This window comes from Nocardia amikacinitolerans, assembly GCF_900215415.1.
GTDB classification, from domain to species: domain Bacteria; phylum Actinomycetota; class Actinomycetes; order Mycobacteriales; family Mycobacteriaceae; genus Nocardia; species Nocardia amikacinitolerans.
In genome coordinates this window covers 18,801-33,161 of the sequence record NZ_OBEG01000007.1, presented here as the reverse complement: position 1 = coordinate 33,161, position 14,361 = coordinate 18,801, and the positions used below count along the sequence as shown (strand labels likewise).

General features: G+C 68.2%; 15 protein-coding genes. 7 read left to right on the top strand and 8 right to left on the bottom strand.

Going from position 1 to position 14,361, the window contains the following annotated elements:
• Positions 1 to 11 precede the first annotated feature (11 nt).
• Positions 12 to 1,091, bottom strand: coding sequence for a tetratricopeptide repeat protein (locus CRP45_RS27635; RefSeq protein ID WP_097247680.1), 1,080 nt, complete (start codon positions 1,089 to 1,091; stop codon positions 12 to 14).
• Between the two features lie 13 nt (positions 1,092 to 1,104).
• On the bottom strand, positions 1,105 to 2,571 hold the full coding sequence (locus CRP45_RS27630; protein WP_097247879.1) for an ATP-binding protein: 1,467 nt from the start codon (positions 2,569 to 2,571) through the stop codon (positions 1,105 to 1,107).
• Between the two features lie 435 nt (positions 2,572 to 3,006).
• Between CRP45_RS27630 and CRP45_RS27625 the strand changes: the two genes are divergently transcribed.
• A complete protein-coding gene (locus CRP45_RS27625) occupies positions 3,007 to 4,245 on the top strand; it encodes an APC family permease (protein WP_097247679.1) in 1,239 nt (412 codons plus the stop codon).
• Between the two features lie 75 nt (positions 4,246 to 4,320).
• A complete protein-coding gene (locus tag CRP45_RS27620; RefSeq protein WP_097247678.1) occupies positions 4,321 to 5,679 on the top strand; it encodes a serine hydrolase domain-containing protein in 1,359 nt (452 codons plus the stop codon).
• Positions 5,680 to 5,696: 17 nt separating this feature from the next.
• Here CRP45_RS27620 and CRP45_RS27615 read toward each other — a convergent pair whose 3' ends face one another.
• From CRP45_RS27615 to CRP45_RS27605, 3 genes are all read right to left on the bottom strand, one after another.
• On the bottom strand, positions 5,697 to 6,308 hold the full coding sequence (locus CRP45_RS27615; protein ID WP_143861557.1) for a hypothetical protein: 612 nt from the start codon (positions 6,306 to 6,308) through the stop codon (positions 5,697 to 5,699).
• A 125-nt stretch (positions 6,309 to 6,433) separates the two neighbouring features.
• The gene (locus CRP45_RS27610) at positions 6,434 to 7,468 is read right to left on the bottom strand and encodes an aspartate-semialdehyde dehydrogenase (RefSeq protein ID WP_067790303.1); all 1,035 of its coding nucleotides are present in this window, start codon (positions 7,466 to 7,468) and stop codon (positions 6,434 to 6,436) included.
• Between the two features lie 5 nt (positions 7,469 to 7,473).
• Positions 7,474 to 8,739, bottom strand: a complete 1,266-nt coding sequence (locus CRP45_RS27605; RefSeq protein ID WP_097247676.1) for an aspartate kinase — start codon at positions 8,737 to 8,739, stop codon at positions 7,474 to 7,476.
• A gap of 165 nt (positions 8,740 to 8,904) precedes the next feature.
• Between CRP45_RS27605 and CRP45_RS27600 the strand changes: the two genes are divergently transcribed.
• Positions 8,905 to 9,315, top strand: a complete 411-nt coding sequence (locus CRP45_RS27600; RefSeq protein WP_097247675.1) for a secondary thiamine-phosphate synthase enzyme YjbQ — start codon at positions 8,905 to 8,907, stop codon at positions 9,313 to 9,315.
• Between the two features lie 3 nt (positions 9,316 to 9,318).
• Here the strand turns inward: CRP45_RS27600 and CRP45_RS27595 are convergent, their stop codons facing one another.
• Together CRP45_RS27595 and CRP45_RS27590 are read right to left on the bottom strand one after the other, a co-directional pair.
• The gene (locus CRP45_RS27595) at positions 9,319 to 9,894 is read right to left on the bottom strand and encodes a dihydrofolate reductase family protein (RefSeq protein WP_097247674.1); all 576 of its coding nucleotides are present in this window, start codon (positions 9,892 to 9,894) and stop codon (positions 9,319 to 9,321) included.
• A gap of 35 nt (positions 9,895 to 9,929) precedes the next feature.
• A complete protein-coding gene (locus CRP45_RS27590) occupies positions 9,930 to 10,496 on the bottom strand; it encodes a dihydrofolate reductase family protein (RefSeq protein WP_097247673.1) in 567 nt (188 codons plus the stop codon).
• A 75-nt stretch (positions 10,497 to 10,571) separates the two neighbouring features.
• Here CRP45_RS27590 and CRP45_RS27585 point away from each other — a divergent pair, with 75 nt between their 5' ends.
• From CRP45_RS27585 to CRP45_RS27570, 4 genes are all read left to right on the top strand, one after another.
• Complete coding sequence (locus tag CRP45_RS27585; RefSeq protein WP_097247672.1) at positions 10,572 to 11,144, top strand: TetR/AcrR family transcriptional regulator; 573 nt, start codon at positions 10,572 to 10,574, stop codon at positions 11,142 to 11,144.
• A 58-nt stretch (positions 11,145 to 11,202) separates the two neighbouring features.
• Positions 11,203 to 11,388, top strand: coding sequence for a DUF1918 domain-containing protein (locus tag CRP45_RS27580; RefSeq protein WP_067790338.1), 186 nt, complete (start codon positions 11,203 to 11,205; stop codon positions 11,386 to 11,388).
• A 256-nt stretch (positions 11,389 to 11,644) separates the two neighbouring features.
• Entirely contained in the window at positions 11,645 to 12,100 is a 456-nt protein-coding gene (locus tag CRP45_RS27575; RefSeq protein WP_097247671.1) for an SRPBCC family protein, read from the top strand.
• Positions 12,101 to 12,231: 131 nt separating this feature from the next.
• Entirely contained in the window at positions 12,232 to 13,446 is a 1,215-nt protein-coding gene (locus CRP45_RS27570) for a low temperature requirement protein A (protein WP_097247878.1), read from the top strand.
• Between the two features lie 60 nt (positions 13,447 to 13,506).
• Here the strand turns inward: CRP45_RS27570 and CRP45_RS27565 are convergent, their stop codons facing one another.
• On the bottom strand, positions 13,507 to 14,355 hold the full coding sequence (locus CRP45_RS27565) for a hypothetical protein (RefSeq protein WP_097247877.1): 849 nt from the start codon (positions 14,353 to 14,355) through the stop codon (positions 13,507 to 13,509).
• Between the last annotated feature and the right edge of the window lie 6 nt (positions 14,356 to 14,361).

Sequence of the window (14,361 nt, the reverse complement as noted above, 5' to 3'; positions counted from 1 at the left end):
CGCCAATCCGCTCAGGGCACGCGGGGCGGGACCGCGATCGTCGGAGACGGCGCTCGGGGCGGCGTGACACCGGGCCGGGGAAAGCCCGAGGGCCAGGGGCGAACGGTCGGCGGGAAGCCCGACGGCCACGGGCGGAGGGTCGGCGGGAAGTAGGGCGTGGGAATGTTCGGCGGTACGCGGTAGGTCGGCACCTGACGTGTCGGCGACCAGCGCGACGGTTCCGTTTCGGGGTTGGAGCCCGCCGCGGCGAAGATCAGCCGGAGCACCAGGAAGGCGCCGAACACCAGCGACACCCAGACCCGCCAGTTGGACCGCGGCGTCTCCGGCAGGTATCGCGCTTCCGGTGGCGGCGGCATGGACGCGGACACCGGTGCCGGCTCGCGGCGAGCCTCCTCGTCGACGGCGGCGAGGGTGGCGCGCACGAAGTCGGCGCGGCTCGGATCCCATTGCGCGACAAGGCGCAGACCCCGCTCCCCCGCTTCCCGGTCCCCGCGATCCAGGTCGAGCAGCGCGAGTTCCTGGGTGGCGTCGACGTGCTCGGGTTGCCGCCGAAGCGCCTCGCGCAGCGCCGCTTCCGCGTCGGCCGCGGACCAGCCGCCGCGCCGCAGGATCGAACCGCGGACGCGGTGCAGGTCGGCGTGGGCGGGGTCGATCTCGATCGCCCGGTCGATGGTCGCCAGCGCCGCGACCGGGTCCGTCACCGACTGAACTCCCGCGAGCAGGCGCAGGTTCTCGACGTACTCCGGGTCGAGTTCCGTGCTGCGGGTGGCCGCGGCGAGCGCGCGGGCGTAGTGCCGCTGCTGTTCCGCCGAGTCGTGCTCGGACAGGTGCGCCAGCTCCTGCTCGGCCAGCGCGAGCACCCGCAGCGCGGACTGGTAGTCGGGGAACGCGGCCAACGCGGCGGCGCTGTAGCCGATGGACTTCTCGTACTCGCCGGTGCGAAACCAGGCGTAACCCATCAACATCAGCGCGTCGGCATTGTCGGGTTCGCCAGCAAGCACCGCGCCGAGCTTCGCCTGCGCGGCTTCGATCCGGCCGAGGTCGATGAGCACCTTCGCCCGCGCGACCTCGTCGTGCGCGAAACTAGTCATTCCGCAGGACTTTTCAGCGCATCTTCATCCGCTTCATGTACATCGCGAGCTCGTCGTAGCTGCCGTCGCCGTTGGCGAATTCGACCACGTTGCGCGCCGATTCGAACCAGGCGCCCGCACTCGGCTTGATCTGGGCCATCGCGGCCTCCAGGTCGGCCATGCCGATCGGGCGGACGGTGCCGGTACGGATCGATTCCGCCATGGCCAGCTGGGTGGCCGAGGTGCACACGTGCGCGAGGTCGGCGCCGGAGAACCCTTCGGTGCGCGCGGCGATCGCGCCGAGATCGATGCCCGCCACCGGACGCTCCCGCAGGTGGTAGTGCAGAATCGCCTTGCGCGCCGCGGGATCCGGCAGCGCGACCAGGATCATCCGATCGAAGCGGCCCGGCCTGCGCAGCGCGACGTCGATGTCCCACGGGTGGTTGGTCGCGCCGAGGATGTAGACGCCCTCGTTGTCGACGGTGGCCGAATCCATCTCGTTCAGCAGCTGATTCACCACGGTGCGCATGGCCGAGTTGCCCGACATCTGGCTGCGCTTGTGGCCGAGCGCGTCCACCTCGTCGAGGAAGAGCACGCACGGCGCGTTGCGCCTGGCCACCTCGAAGACGCTGTGCAGGTTGCGTTCGCTGGAGCCGGTGTAGATGTCGAGGATGTCGGCGATCTCGATCGGATAGAAGTTCGCGCCGAGCTCGCCCGCCACCGCCGAGGCGATGAAGGTCTTGCCGCAGCCGGGCGGGCCGTACAGCAGCAGGCCGCCGCGCGCGGAAGTGCCGAATGCCTTGGCCAGCTCGGGGTTTCGCAGCGGGCCGAGCAGGGTGAGGTCGAGCTGACGCTTGACCTCGTCCATGCCGCCGACGTCGGCGAGCGTCACCCTGGTGCGGGAGAACAAGCCCGCGTCCGAGGACGCGGCGTATTCCGCAGGGCCTGGATCGATGAAGGCGGGGGCGATGATGTCGGAGACCTGGTCCTCGGCGGCGTCCCAGTCGTAAGCCGCGACCGATTCGGGGTTCGACGGCGGAGCAGGTTCGACGTTCGACGCTTGCCCGTCGGCAAGTGGCCCGGCGGGTGCTGCGTCACCCGAAATGCCATCGGTTACAGCAACATCGGGATCGGTCGCCTCCGCCGCGCCCGGTGCCGCGTCAGCAGGCCCACCGAAAGCGGGTGAGGCGGCGTTGTGGCCAGCGGTGCGTGTCGCGCCCGGCGCAGCGGCATCAGTCTCATCGAAAGAGGACGCGGCGGAAGGAGACCCCGCTGACCCTGATGCGACGTCGGCGGAAGCAGGTGTGACCGCGGCACCACCCGCGAGCGCGGCGGTGCACTGTTGCAGCAACTCCACCGCCCGCGCGTTGCCGGGCTCCTGGGTCAGCGCGGCCCCGCACTGCGCGAGCGCCTCGGCATGACGGCCACGTTCGGCGAGCAGTTCGATGACCCGCAACCGCAGCGCGAGCACATCGGGACTACGGTCCAGCGCGGCAAGCATTTCGACCAGCACCGGATCATCGGTCACGGCGATTCCCCCGTTCGAGCACACGAATACCCCGCTGATCCTAAACGGTCGCCGTCCGGAATCCTCGCGTCCTCCGGTCGCGTCCCGCCGCGCACCGAACGTGACGCACAACACATTTGGGCGCTGGAATAGTTCCATCCTTGTGCCGGTTGTAGCTCACCGTCGGCGTCCGGACAGCCCCGGGCCGCACCCTTCGTCGCTTCGAGCGACCACTCGCCGAGAGGCGCTTGTGGGACGTCGACACCCGAGTCGGGATGCTGGCGTGGCGTCCCGCTACTCGTCGCGGCGCCGCCAGGTTACCCCCCGACCTGGCGGCGTTTCGCATATCGGGCGTCAGCGGACACGACCCGCGCGTGACCGCCGCGAAGGCTTGGGTTCGCGTTCACCGAAGTGGTCCAAGATGCTGCCATGACCTCACGCGACGCGGCACTGCACCGAAGGCTGGGACTGGCCGACTCGGTTCTGATCGGTCTCGGCGCGATGCTCGGCGCCGGAATCTTCGCCGCGCTCGCACCCGCAGCGGCGGCCGCCGGCTCCTGGCTGCTGCTCGCGCTGGCCATCGCCGCGCTGCTCGCGTACTGCAACGCGACGTCCTCGGCACGGCTCGCGGCGCGCTATCCGGTGTCGGGCGGCACGTACGTGTACGGCAGGGAACGGCTCGGCCCGTTCTGGGGATACCTGGCCGGGTGGGGATTCGTGGCGGGCAAGACGGCCTCGTGCGCCGCGATGGCACTGACCGTCGGGCACTACGCGTGGCCCGAGCACGCCAAGCCGGTCGCCGTCGCGACGGTCCTCGCCATCACCGCGATCAACTACACCGGCGTGCAGAAGTCCGCGCTGGCCACCCGGATCATCGTCGCGATCGTGCTCGCGGTGCTCGCGATGGTGGCGGTCGTCGGACTGACGGGGGCGCACACCGCCGCGGCGGCGCTGCCGGACCGGATCGGTCCGCGCGGCGTGTTGGAGGCGGCCGGGCTGCTGTTCTTCGCGTTCGCCGGTTACGCGCGGGTCGCCACGCTCGGGGAGGAGGTGCGCGAGCCGCGGCGCACCATTCCGCGCGCCATCATGATCGCGCTGGCCGTCGCGCTCGCGGTCTACGCCGTTGTCGCGGCCGCCGCACTCGCCGTGCTCGGCTCGTCCGGCTTGGCCGGCGCGATAGACCCCTTGGCACGGGTGGTTTCGGAAGCGGGCGCTCCCGCGCTGGCGCCCGTGGTGCGGATCGGCGCGGTGGTCGCGGCGGCGGGCTCGCTGCTCGCGCTGATTCTCGGCGTCTCGCGCACGACACTCGCCATGGCACGTGACCGCTACCTGCCGCACGCGCTCGCCGCGGTGCATCCCCGCTTCGGTGTGCCGCACCGGGCCGAGCTCGTCGTCGGCGCGGTGGTCGCCGTTGTCGCGGCGAGCTTCGATCTGCGTGCGGCCATTGGGTTCTCGTCTTTCACTGTGCTGATCTACTACCTCGTGGCGAATGTCTCGGCGGGCACGCTGACGGCGGCCGAGGACCGGCCCGCCCGGTGGATTCCGGTGCTGGGCGCGTTCGGCTGCGTTGTCGTCGCGGCCGCTCTGCCGACCGCGTCGGTGCTCGTCGGACTCGTCGTCTTGGCGCTCGGCGCCGCGCTCTACGCGGTGCGGCGCCGGGCACGCTGAGCCGCCGCGATTTTCGTGCCGCGCGCCGCCGCCTATTGGCCGGTTTGCGCGGGCCAGGGACGATAGCCTCATTCCATGGGGCGTTTCTGTGGATTCCTCGCCGGAATCGCGGCGGTTTCGCTGGTCGCGGGATGTCTTGTGGGCGCGACGGCCCATGCGGCTCCGGCCGCTACCACGAAACAGGTTCGCTGCGAGGTCAGCTCCGGTCGGGAGCCGCGACGCGCGACTCCGGAACAAGCCGGGTTCGACGCCGAACTGCTCGACGCAGCACTGGAGTTCGTCACGGCCCGAAACCGCTTCAACGTCCAGGTCTTTCGGCACAACTGCCTGGTCGGCGAGGGGCTGAACAACGCGAAGAGCGGGCGCGTCGCGTGGAACATCTGGAGCGGCACCAAGAGTGTCGTCTCGTTGATCGCCGGCATCGCCTGGGACCGCGGGCTGCTCGACCTGGACGCACCGATCGACAAGTACCTGCCCGCCGGTCTCGGCGACCCCGCGCACCGCGCCATCCGGGTCGAGGACCTGCTCACCGAGACCTCCGGCATGACGGTGGGCGTGCTCACCGAGGGCATCACCGGAGTTGTCCCCATCGATCCACACAGCGCCGTGCAGGCGCTCGGTGTGCCGCTGGACAATCCGCCGGGCACCGCCTTCAGCTACAGCCAGCGCAACGTCGACCTGCTGACATTCGTCATCGAACTCGCGGTCGGCGAGCCGTTCCAGCAGTTCGCACAGCGAGAGTTGTTCGATCCGCTCGGTATCCCGCGCGGTGACTACTACTGGGCGAAGGATCGCGCCGGAAACACCTACGGCTACGCGCATCTGATGATCCCGCCGGACGATTTCGCCAAGCTCGGCTTGCTGGTGAGCAATCAAGGGCGCTGGGGCGCAGAGCAACTCGTGTCGCAGCGGTATATGTCGATGGCGCTGACGCCGTCGCAGACGAACCGCTGCTACGGGTACCTCTTCTGGCTCGGCCCCGGCTGCGCGGAGGCGGCCCCGTCCCTGCCGCGCGATATGTACATGATGGCGGGGCTCGGTCTACAGAACGTCTTCGTCTTCCCGAGCCTCGATCTGATGGTGATGTGGACCGGCGTCTTCGGCAACGTCAGCAAGTACGGCGTCTCCGGCATCGTGCAGAACACGGCCGAGCTGCCGCACGAGTTCTTCCGCAGACTCTTCGCCGCCATGCCCGACAACCCGTACCCCGATCCCGGCCCGTACGTCGAGCCGCCGATCCGGCTGGATCCGCGCCGCTTCGTCGACGCCAATCTCCTGCTCGCCGTCTTCGGCATCGGCCCCGCCGCCTACCCGGGCTGCAACGTTGTCGCCTGCCTGAACTACCAGCTCACCCCGCCCTTCGCCGACATCGCCCCCGGCTGCTTCGTCCTCGTCTGCGTCGGGCACGATCCCCGCACGCCTGGCATCCGCTGAGCTCACGCCGCGTCGGCTCACCACATGTCGACGAGCATGCCCCAGCGGCGGGTGTCGGCTTCGTGGACCACCTCGCCCCAGTCGCGGAGGAGGCGTTCGAAGGCGGCGGGGTTGGTGATGCGGTGGCGGTTGGTGGTTTCGCGTTCCAGGTGGGGGTGCAGGTCGGGGATGCGGGGGGCGATGCGGCCCCAGAGGTTGGCGAGGGTGGCCAGGTGGGCCGGGGAGTGGGCGAGCCAGGTGGTGGGCTGGATGGTGTCGCTGTGTGGGCGCCACGGGTGGTGGGCGGCGGGTTCGACGGGGAGGTCGGCGCCGTAGAGGCCGCGCAGGAACAGGTCGGTGTCGGCGATCAGCTCGGCCGTTTCGGTCGGCGCGTCCCACGGCACGAACAGGCGGGCGTCGCGCCAGACCGCTTCGAATTCGGAGTGCAGCGCGGCGGAACTGTAGGCGTGGAAACGGTACTCGGCGATCCAGTGCTCGGCGCTGTCGAGCCAGCGCAGGCCGATCGGATATCGCTGGCGATGGTCTTCGTCGGGCCAGTCCAGGTCGGCGAACCGGCGCGGCGCCCGCTCGGTCACCGTCCGCGCCAGCCGCGGCCAGTCCGCGATGTGCACGGCGACATACGAACCCACCGGCCACACCTCTCCACGCCGAACTCGATTACCGAAGCGATTGTGCCAGCCCCGACCCCGGCCGAAACGACAACGGGCCGGGCCGAACCCCGTGGCTCGGACCGACCCGTCGGCAATCGCGTGGCTCAGCGGTCGCTGAGCAGCACCTCGGCGATCTGAATGGTGTTGAGCGCCGCGCCCTTGCGCAGGTTGTCACCGGAGACGAACAGCGCGAGACCGCGACCGTCCGGCACACCGGGATCCTGGCGGATGCGACCGACCAGCGACTCGTCGGCGCCCGCGGCCTGCAGCGGCGTCGGCACGTCGACCAGCTTCACACCGGGCGCGCCTGCCAGCAGCTCCTTGGCCCGCGCCACCGACAGCGGGTTGGCGAACTCGGCGTTGATGGACAGCGAGTGCCCGGTGAAGACCGGAACCCGCACGCAGGTGCCGCTCACCAGCAGCTCGGGGATGCCGAGAATCTTGCGGCTCTCGTTGCGCAGCTTCTGATCCTCGTCGGTCTCGCCGGACTCGTCGTCGACCAGCGAACCGGCCAGCGGGATCACGTCGAAGGCGATCGGCGCGACGTACTTGTTCGGCGCGGGGAACGCCACGGCGCCGCCGTCGTGCACCAGCTTCTCTGCGTCGTCGATCACCGCGCGCACCTGCGAGGCCAGCTCGTCGACACCGGCCAGACCGGAACCGGAGACCGCCTGGTAGCTGGAGACGACCAGCCTGGTCAGGCCCGCCTCGTCGTGCAGCGGCTTGAGCACCGGCATCGCGGCCATGGTGGTGCAGTTCGGGTTGGCGATGATGCCCTTGACCAGATTGCGGGTCTGCTCCGGGTTGACCTCGCTGACCACCAGCGGAACCTCGGGGTCCTTGCGCCAGGCCGACGAGTTGTCGATGACGGTGACGCCCGCCGCCGCGAACCGAGGGGCCTGCACCCGGGACATGGTGGCGCCCGCGGAGAACAGCGCGATGTCCAGGCCGGACGGATCGGCGGTCTCGGTGTCCTCGACCACGATCTCGCCGCCGCGCCACGGCAGCTTCTTGCCCGCCGAGCGCGCGGACGCGAAGAACCGCACCTCGTCGGCCGGGAAGTCACGCTCCTCCAGCAGCTTGCGCATGACGGCGCCGACCTGTCCGGTCGCGCCGACGACTCCTACTCGAATACCCATAACGCTTATCGCCCCGTTCCGGCGTGCACCACGGCCACCTCGTCGCCGCCGAGGTCGAAGGCGCGGTGCAGCACCTTCACGGCGTCGTCCAGCTCGGTGTCCTTGACCAGGACCGAGATACGGATCTCGGAGGTGGAGATCAGGTCGATGTTGATGCCCGCCTCGGCCAGCGCCTCGCAGAACGTCGCGGTGACGCCCGGGTGGCTCTTCATGCCCGCGCCGACCAGCGACACCTTGCCGATGTGGTCGTCGTAGAGGACCTGGGAGAAGCCGATCTCGCCCTGGCGCTTGGTCAGCATCTCCACGGCGCGCGCGCCCTCGGTCTTGGGCAGCGTGAAAGTGATGTCGGTCTTGCCGGTCTCCACCTTGGAGATGTTCTGCAGGACCATGTCGATGTTGATCTCGGCGTCGGCGATGGCACGGAACACCTTGGCGGCGAATCCCGGTTCGTCCGACAGCCCGACCACGGTCACCTTGGCCTCGCTGCGGTCGTGCGCGACGCCAGTGAGGATTGCTTTCTCCAAGGGGATGTCCTCCATCGATCCGTAAACGTAGGTGCCCTGCTTGTCGGTGTAGGACGAGCGCACATGCACGGGCACGTTGTAGCGGCGCGCGTACTCGACGCAGCGCAGCATCAGCACTTTGGAGCCGCAGGCCGCCATCTCCAACATCTCCTCGTAGGAGACCTGCTCGAGCCGCTGCGCGTCGGAGACGATGCGCGGGTCGGCGGTGAAGACGCCGTCCACGTCGGTGTAGATCTCGCAGACGTCGGCGTCCAGCGCCGCGGCCAGCGCGACCGCGGTGGTGTCGGAGCCGCCGCGACCGAGCGTGGTGACGTCCTTGCTGTCCTGGCTGACGCCCTGGAAACCCGCGACCAGCACGATGGTGCCCTCGTCGAGGGCTTCGCGCAGGCGGCTCGGGGTGACGTCGATGATCTTCGCGTTGCCGTGCGCGCCGGTGGTGATCACACCCGCCTGCGAGCCGGTGAACGAACGCGCCTCCGCGCCGAGCGAGTGGATCGCCATGGCGACGAGCGCGTTGGAGATGCGCTCGCCGGAGGTGAGCAGCATGTCCATCTCACGCGCGGGCGGCGCGGGCGCCACCTGCTGGGCGAGGTCGAGGAGTTCGTCGGTCGTGTCACCCATCGCCGAGCAGACGACCACCACGTCGTGGCCTTGCTTCTTGGTCTCGACGATCCGTTCAGCGACGCGCCGGATACGCTCGGCGGTAGCGACCGAGGATCCTCCGTACTTCTGAACAACGAGAGCCACGACAGGGTCCTCCAAGATCGACAATCAGCTGGTAACAGCCACCAAGAGTACCGGCCGCCGTCCACGGGATTTGTCGCTACCTCCCCGAGCTGTGCAAAAGCACACACGCGCAGGAACTCTCGAATGATCATCCGCGCGGCACCGCGAACCGGGAATGATGGGGCCATGAAGAGCTCACTGATCGCGGTCACCACGGGCCGCCGCGAGGTGGTGCACGACATCACGCCGCAGTGCGCGGAGTTCGCCGGATCGGCAGGCGGCGACGGGCTGCTGCACGTCTTCGTACCGCACGCCACGGCCGGTATCGCCATCATCGAACTGGGCGCCGGCAGCGACGACGACCTGCTCGCCGCGCTGCGCGACCTGCTGCCCGCCGACGACCGGTGGCGGCACGCGCACGGCTCGCGCGGGCACGGGCGCTCGCACGTCATGCCCGCGATGATCGCGCCCTATGCCACGGTGCCGGTCGTCGGCGGGAAGTTGATGCTCGGCACCTGGCAGTCGATCGCCATGGTCGATCTGAACGTGGACAACCCCGATCGCCAGGTCCGGCTGTCGTTCCTCACCGCTGCCTGACTGTCACGCCCTGGTCAACCAGGTGACCTGGGTGCCGTTGCCGAACTCATGACGCCGGGTCGGGGCGAACAGCGTCGGCCGGAACGGACCGTCGAACGCGCGGACGCCCGCGCCTGCCGTGACCGGGTAGCTCTTGATGATCAGTTCGTCGATCTCCTCGAGAAGCGCGCCCGCGAGCTTGCCGCCACCGGCCAGCCAGATGTCCATGCCGTCCTCCTGCTTCAACCGGCGGACCAGATCGACCGGATCGCCGTCGACCAGCTCGACCGTGGGGTCATCGATCCGGCCGAGAGTGCCGGACACGACGTACTGCCGCATGTGCGAGTAGGGACTGGTGATGCCGACCCGCAAGGCGGGTTCGTAGGTGCCGCGACCCATCACCAGACTGTCGAAGTTCTTGCACGGCGCGTCGGCCGCGACATCGAAGTGCGGACGCGCATGCGTCGGTAGGGTCTCCGGGTACTCGGCGCCGAGCCATTCGGCGAAGTCCTGCGCCAAGGGGAAGAATTCGATGCCGCCGTCCGGACCGGCGATGTAGCCGTCGAGGGACATGCCGACGAAGTAGACGAGCTTTCGCATGGGGATCCTGCTTTCTGGGGAGGGTTCGGTCGGCTTCAGGCGCGGCTGTACCACGTCACCTGGGCGTTGTTGCTGAATTCCATCCGCCGGGTCGGGGTGAACAGTGTCGGGGTGAAGGCACCGGCGAAGGCCGGGATGCCGCTGCCCGCGACGACCGGGTAGCTCTTGATGATCAGTTCGTCGATCTCGCAGGCCAGCTGGGCCGCGAGGTTGCCGCCACCGCAGAGCCAGATGTCGAGGCCGTCCGCCTGCATCAGCTTCCGCACCAGGTCGACCGCGTCGCCCGCCACCACTTCGACGGCCGGGTCGCTGTTCGGATCGAACGTGTTGGAGATGACGTACTGCTTCAAGTGCGTAAATGGGCTGGTCACCTCACCGGCTTCGTAGGTGGCGCGCCCCATCAGAACCGTGTCCCAGTTCTTGTTCGGCGTCTCCACCGGCATCCCCACCAGCGGTCGGATTTGGGTGGGCATCGGCTCCGGATAGTGCGCGTTCACCCAGGCGGACATGTCGTCGGCGAGCGGATAGAAGTCGAACTCGCCGCCGGGACCCGCGATGTAGCCGTCGAGGGACACGCCGACGTAATACACAAGCTTTCGCATTCGGAGACCACCCGTCGTGTTGTACTCTGTCTGTAGTGATTTGAACTGTAGTACTACAGACGGAGTGGTGTCAATATGCGGACGAACCCGGAACGGCGGCAGGCGCTCATCGACGCGGCGATCGAGGTGCTCGCGGACGAGGGCGCGCGCGGCCTCACCTTCCGCGCGGTGGACAAACGGGCCGGGGTCCCGGCGGGCACGGCGTCGAACTACTTCGCCAACCGCGACGATCTGCTGACCCAGGTGGGCAGCCGCTTCTACGAGCGGCTGCAACCGAGCGACGAGACCATGGCCAAGGTGACCGATGGTCCGCGCACCCGAGCCAACATCACCGAGCTGATGAAAGACATCGTCGCGCGCATCGAGGCGTTCCGCACCGGCTATCTCGCCATGCTGGAACTGCGCTTGGAGGCCACCCGGCGACCCGAACTGCGCGCGGTACTCACCGAACGGGTGCGCGAGGACCTCGACTTCAACGTGCGCACCCACCTGGAATCGGGCCAGCCCGGCGACGCCGACGCCGTCCGCCTGCTCTATCTCGCGCTGAACTGGCTGATCGTGGACCGCATGACGCTGCCCGACATCTTCTCCGAGGAACAGAGCATGCATTTGATCGAGACGGCGGTCGAACGACTCGTCCGCGACTGACGCGCCCGAATTCGCCGGAACCTTGTGACACGCGTCACGCCCATCGGATAATGGACCGATGATGGCGAACGTTGGAGACCGGCTGCACGTGCACGGCCACGTGGTGGGGCAAGGTGATCGCCAAGGCGAGATCATCGAGGTCCGCGGATCGGACGGCGGACCGCCCTACGTGGTTCGCTTCACGGACGGACACGAATCCCTGGTGTATCCGGGACCGGACGCGACGATCGAACATCCCGAGTGATCGCGCGTCAAGGCGCCTGAACCGCGCCGCCCCTCGAAAAGGACGAACAGGCCCGCCGATTCCCGGCGGGTCGCCGACCCGACCACCGCGAATAGCGTTTCAATACCCGCTGCCACGGCCGACGCGAAAGTCGTTCCGGCCCCCGCAGATATCTACTCGCCAGTAGCAGCGCGCACCATAGACCTCGTTGTTGACGGATGGGAAGAGCGCTGTGCAGAATCGGCGAGTTGATCCACCGGGGGGCGGAGGTACAGGCATGCGCACGAAAACCGATATCCGCTTCACCGTCGAGGCAAGTCCGGCTCACGTTCTCGACGCTTTGGCGGCGATCGAAATGCTCCCGGAATGGTCGATGTATCAGGACGCGCGCGTGGCCACTCGCGACGAATACGGCAGGCCGCATCGCGTTTACGTCACCGCCGACGTGCTCGGCAGCTCCGATTTGCAGGTGCTGGAATACGAATGGACCGAGAACCGCTCGTCCTGGCAGGTCGTGGACAGCTCGCGCGGCATCGGCGGCGGCGGCTGGTTCGAGGTCTCCGAGGGCGCGGAAGGCGCCGACGTCTGGTACCACTCCGAGTTGCATTCCCGCCTGCCGCTGCCCGGACTGCTGATGAAACGCACCGTGCAACGCTGGAATGAAACGGTGGTGCAGAACTTCATCGAATTCGCGGAAAGCTACCCGGAATCCGAGAGTTTTCATTCCGTATAGCGAGTGCGCATAATTCGCTATATAGCGAGCGCGCATAATTCGACACCGCGGATGACGCCCTGAGCGAAAACCATGCCCGCGCTTTGTTTCCGGGCCGCGCCGAACCCCCTGCGGGTGCGACGATGGGCACCATGATCGGTACAAAACGGGCTCGGGTCCAACCGATGGCCGAAGGCGCCTCGGTGACCCAGCTCGAGCTGTTCTTCGACCTCGTCCTGGTTTTCGCGTTCACCATGGTGACCGCCCTCGCGGCAGGCGACACCAGCGCCAAGAACATCCTGCGCGCCCTGCTGGTGCTCGCGGTCATGTGGTGGGTGTGGATCGCCTACGCGTGGATCGGCAACGTGGTCCGCGCCGACGAGGGCATCACCCGGGTGGCGATGTTCTTCGCGATGGGCGGTGCGTTCCTCGCGGCGCTGACCATCCCGGAGGCCTTCGACGACATGGACGGCGGCTGGTTCGGCCCGCTGGTCTTCGCGATCGCCTACCTGCTGGTTCGCCTGGTGCACCTGTGGGTCTTCTGGCTGGCCAGCGCCGGTGACGCGCAGCTGCGCGGACAGGTGGTGCGCTGGGGACTCGGCTCGATCACCATCGGCACCACGCTGCTTGTGATCGCCGCGCTGACCGACGGCGCGGTGCAGATCGGACTGTGGATCGCGGCGATCGTCGGCGACATGCTGTGGACGATGCTCGCCGGCGAGGACTGGCGCCTCAACTCGGCCACCCACTTCGCCGAGCGGCACGGGCTGATCATCATCGTCGCGCTCGGCGAATCGATCGTCTCGATCGGCATCGGCGTCGCCGGACTGCCGATCTCCTGGCCGATCGCGCTCGCGTCGATGCTCGGCCTCGCGGTCTCCGGCCTGCTGTGGTGGGCCTACTTCGACGTCGCCGCGCTCTCGGTGGAACACGAGCTGAAGCGCGCCGAGGGCGAACGCCAGATCAAGATCGCCCGCAATTGCTATACGTACTGGCACTTTCCGATGGTCGTCGGCATCATCGCTCTCTCGCTCGGGATGAAGAAGGTGCTCTACTACGTCGGCGACACGTCGGAGCACACGCTGAGCGACGCGCTCTACGGCATCCCGCTGTTCGCGCTGTACGGCGGCGTGGTGATCTACCTGGTCGCGCTGGTCGGCTTCAAGCACTACGCGACCCGCGAGATCACCGTCCCGCGCGTGGTCACCGCCGTCCTGCTGCTCGCCCTCACCCCCTTGGCGTGCGCGCTGCCCGCACTGGCCTCGCTGGCCATCCTGTGCGCGGTACTCATCGGCCTGATCCTCTGGGAAACCGTCCGCTACGCCCGCCCGCGCGACGAGATCCGGCACGGCGCGCACGCCGGGTGACCGTCCGCATCGACCGAATGCCACCTTCACCCTGTCCGGGACCGTCGCGGTCACCTTCGATCAGGGGGAAGGCTTTTGGTTGGCCAGCAGGTAGCGGATGGAGCGCTCGTGGTGGGTCGGGCCGTAGGCGGAGGGTTCGACTCGGACGCCGTCGCGGACCGCTTGGCGGATTTGTTCGACGTTCTCTCTGATCATGTCGGAGACCAGTTCGTCGGTGCGGGGGTCGGCTAGCACCTGGAACACGATGCGGAAGCTGGTGTCGGCGATCAGGCGGATGATGTCGTCGTGGAACGGGATGTAGCGGACCTTTCCGGCCTGCGGATCCTTCTTGATCAACTCGAGGATCATCTCGTCCATCTCCGCGCGGTTCTCTTCCAGCGCGGCGGCGATGTTGCGGGTGTAGTGCCCGGTGCGCAGCACATGTGCCACTTCGTCGAGGACCGCGATCGTCATGGGGCGCTTGATCACGTCGACGATGGTGGTGACGAACCGGTTGATCACCGCGGCGGTCACCCGGTCGCCGAAGACACGGTCGGCGACCCGGGCAAGCCGCACCACGATCACCACGAGGCGCAGCAGCCGGAAACCGCGGAACAACGGGTTCGCCACCGGGATCATGCCGATGACCTCGTACCAGTAGACGAACGGGAACGTCCACGGCCAGCCCGCCCTTCGCCAGCGCCACAGGAACTCCACGGCGAACACCGCGCAGATCGCGTAGTCGACGATCACGATGGTGCGATAGGTGCGGTCGGACACCGGGAAGAAGGTGATCCACACGACCAGCGCCACCGAGACCACCGCGAGCGCGAGCATCACGAAATCGGTCCACAGCGCGGGCGGTTTACGCGGGTACTCGTTCGCGTACGGTGGCTGCGCGAAGTCCGGTGTTGTGGTGGGGACTGTCACGGAAAG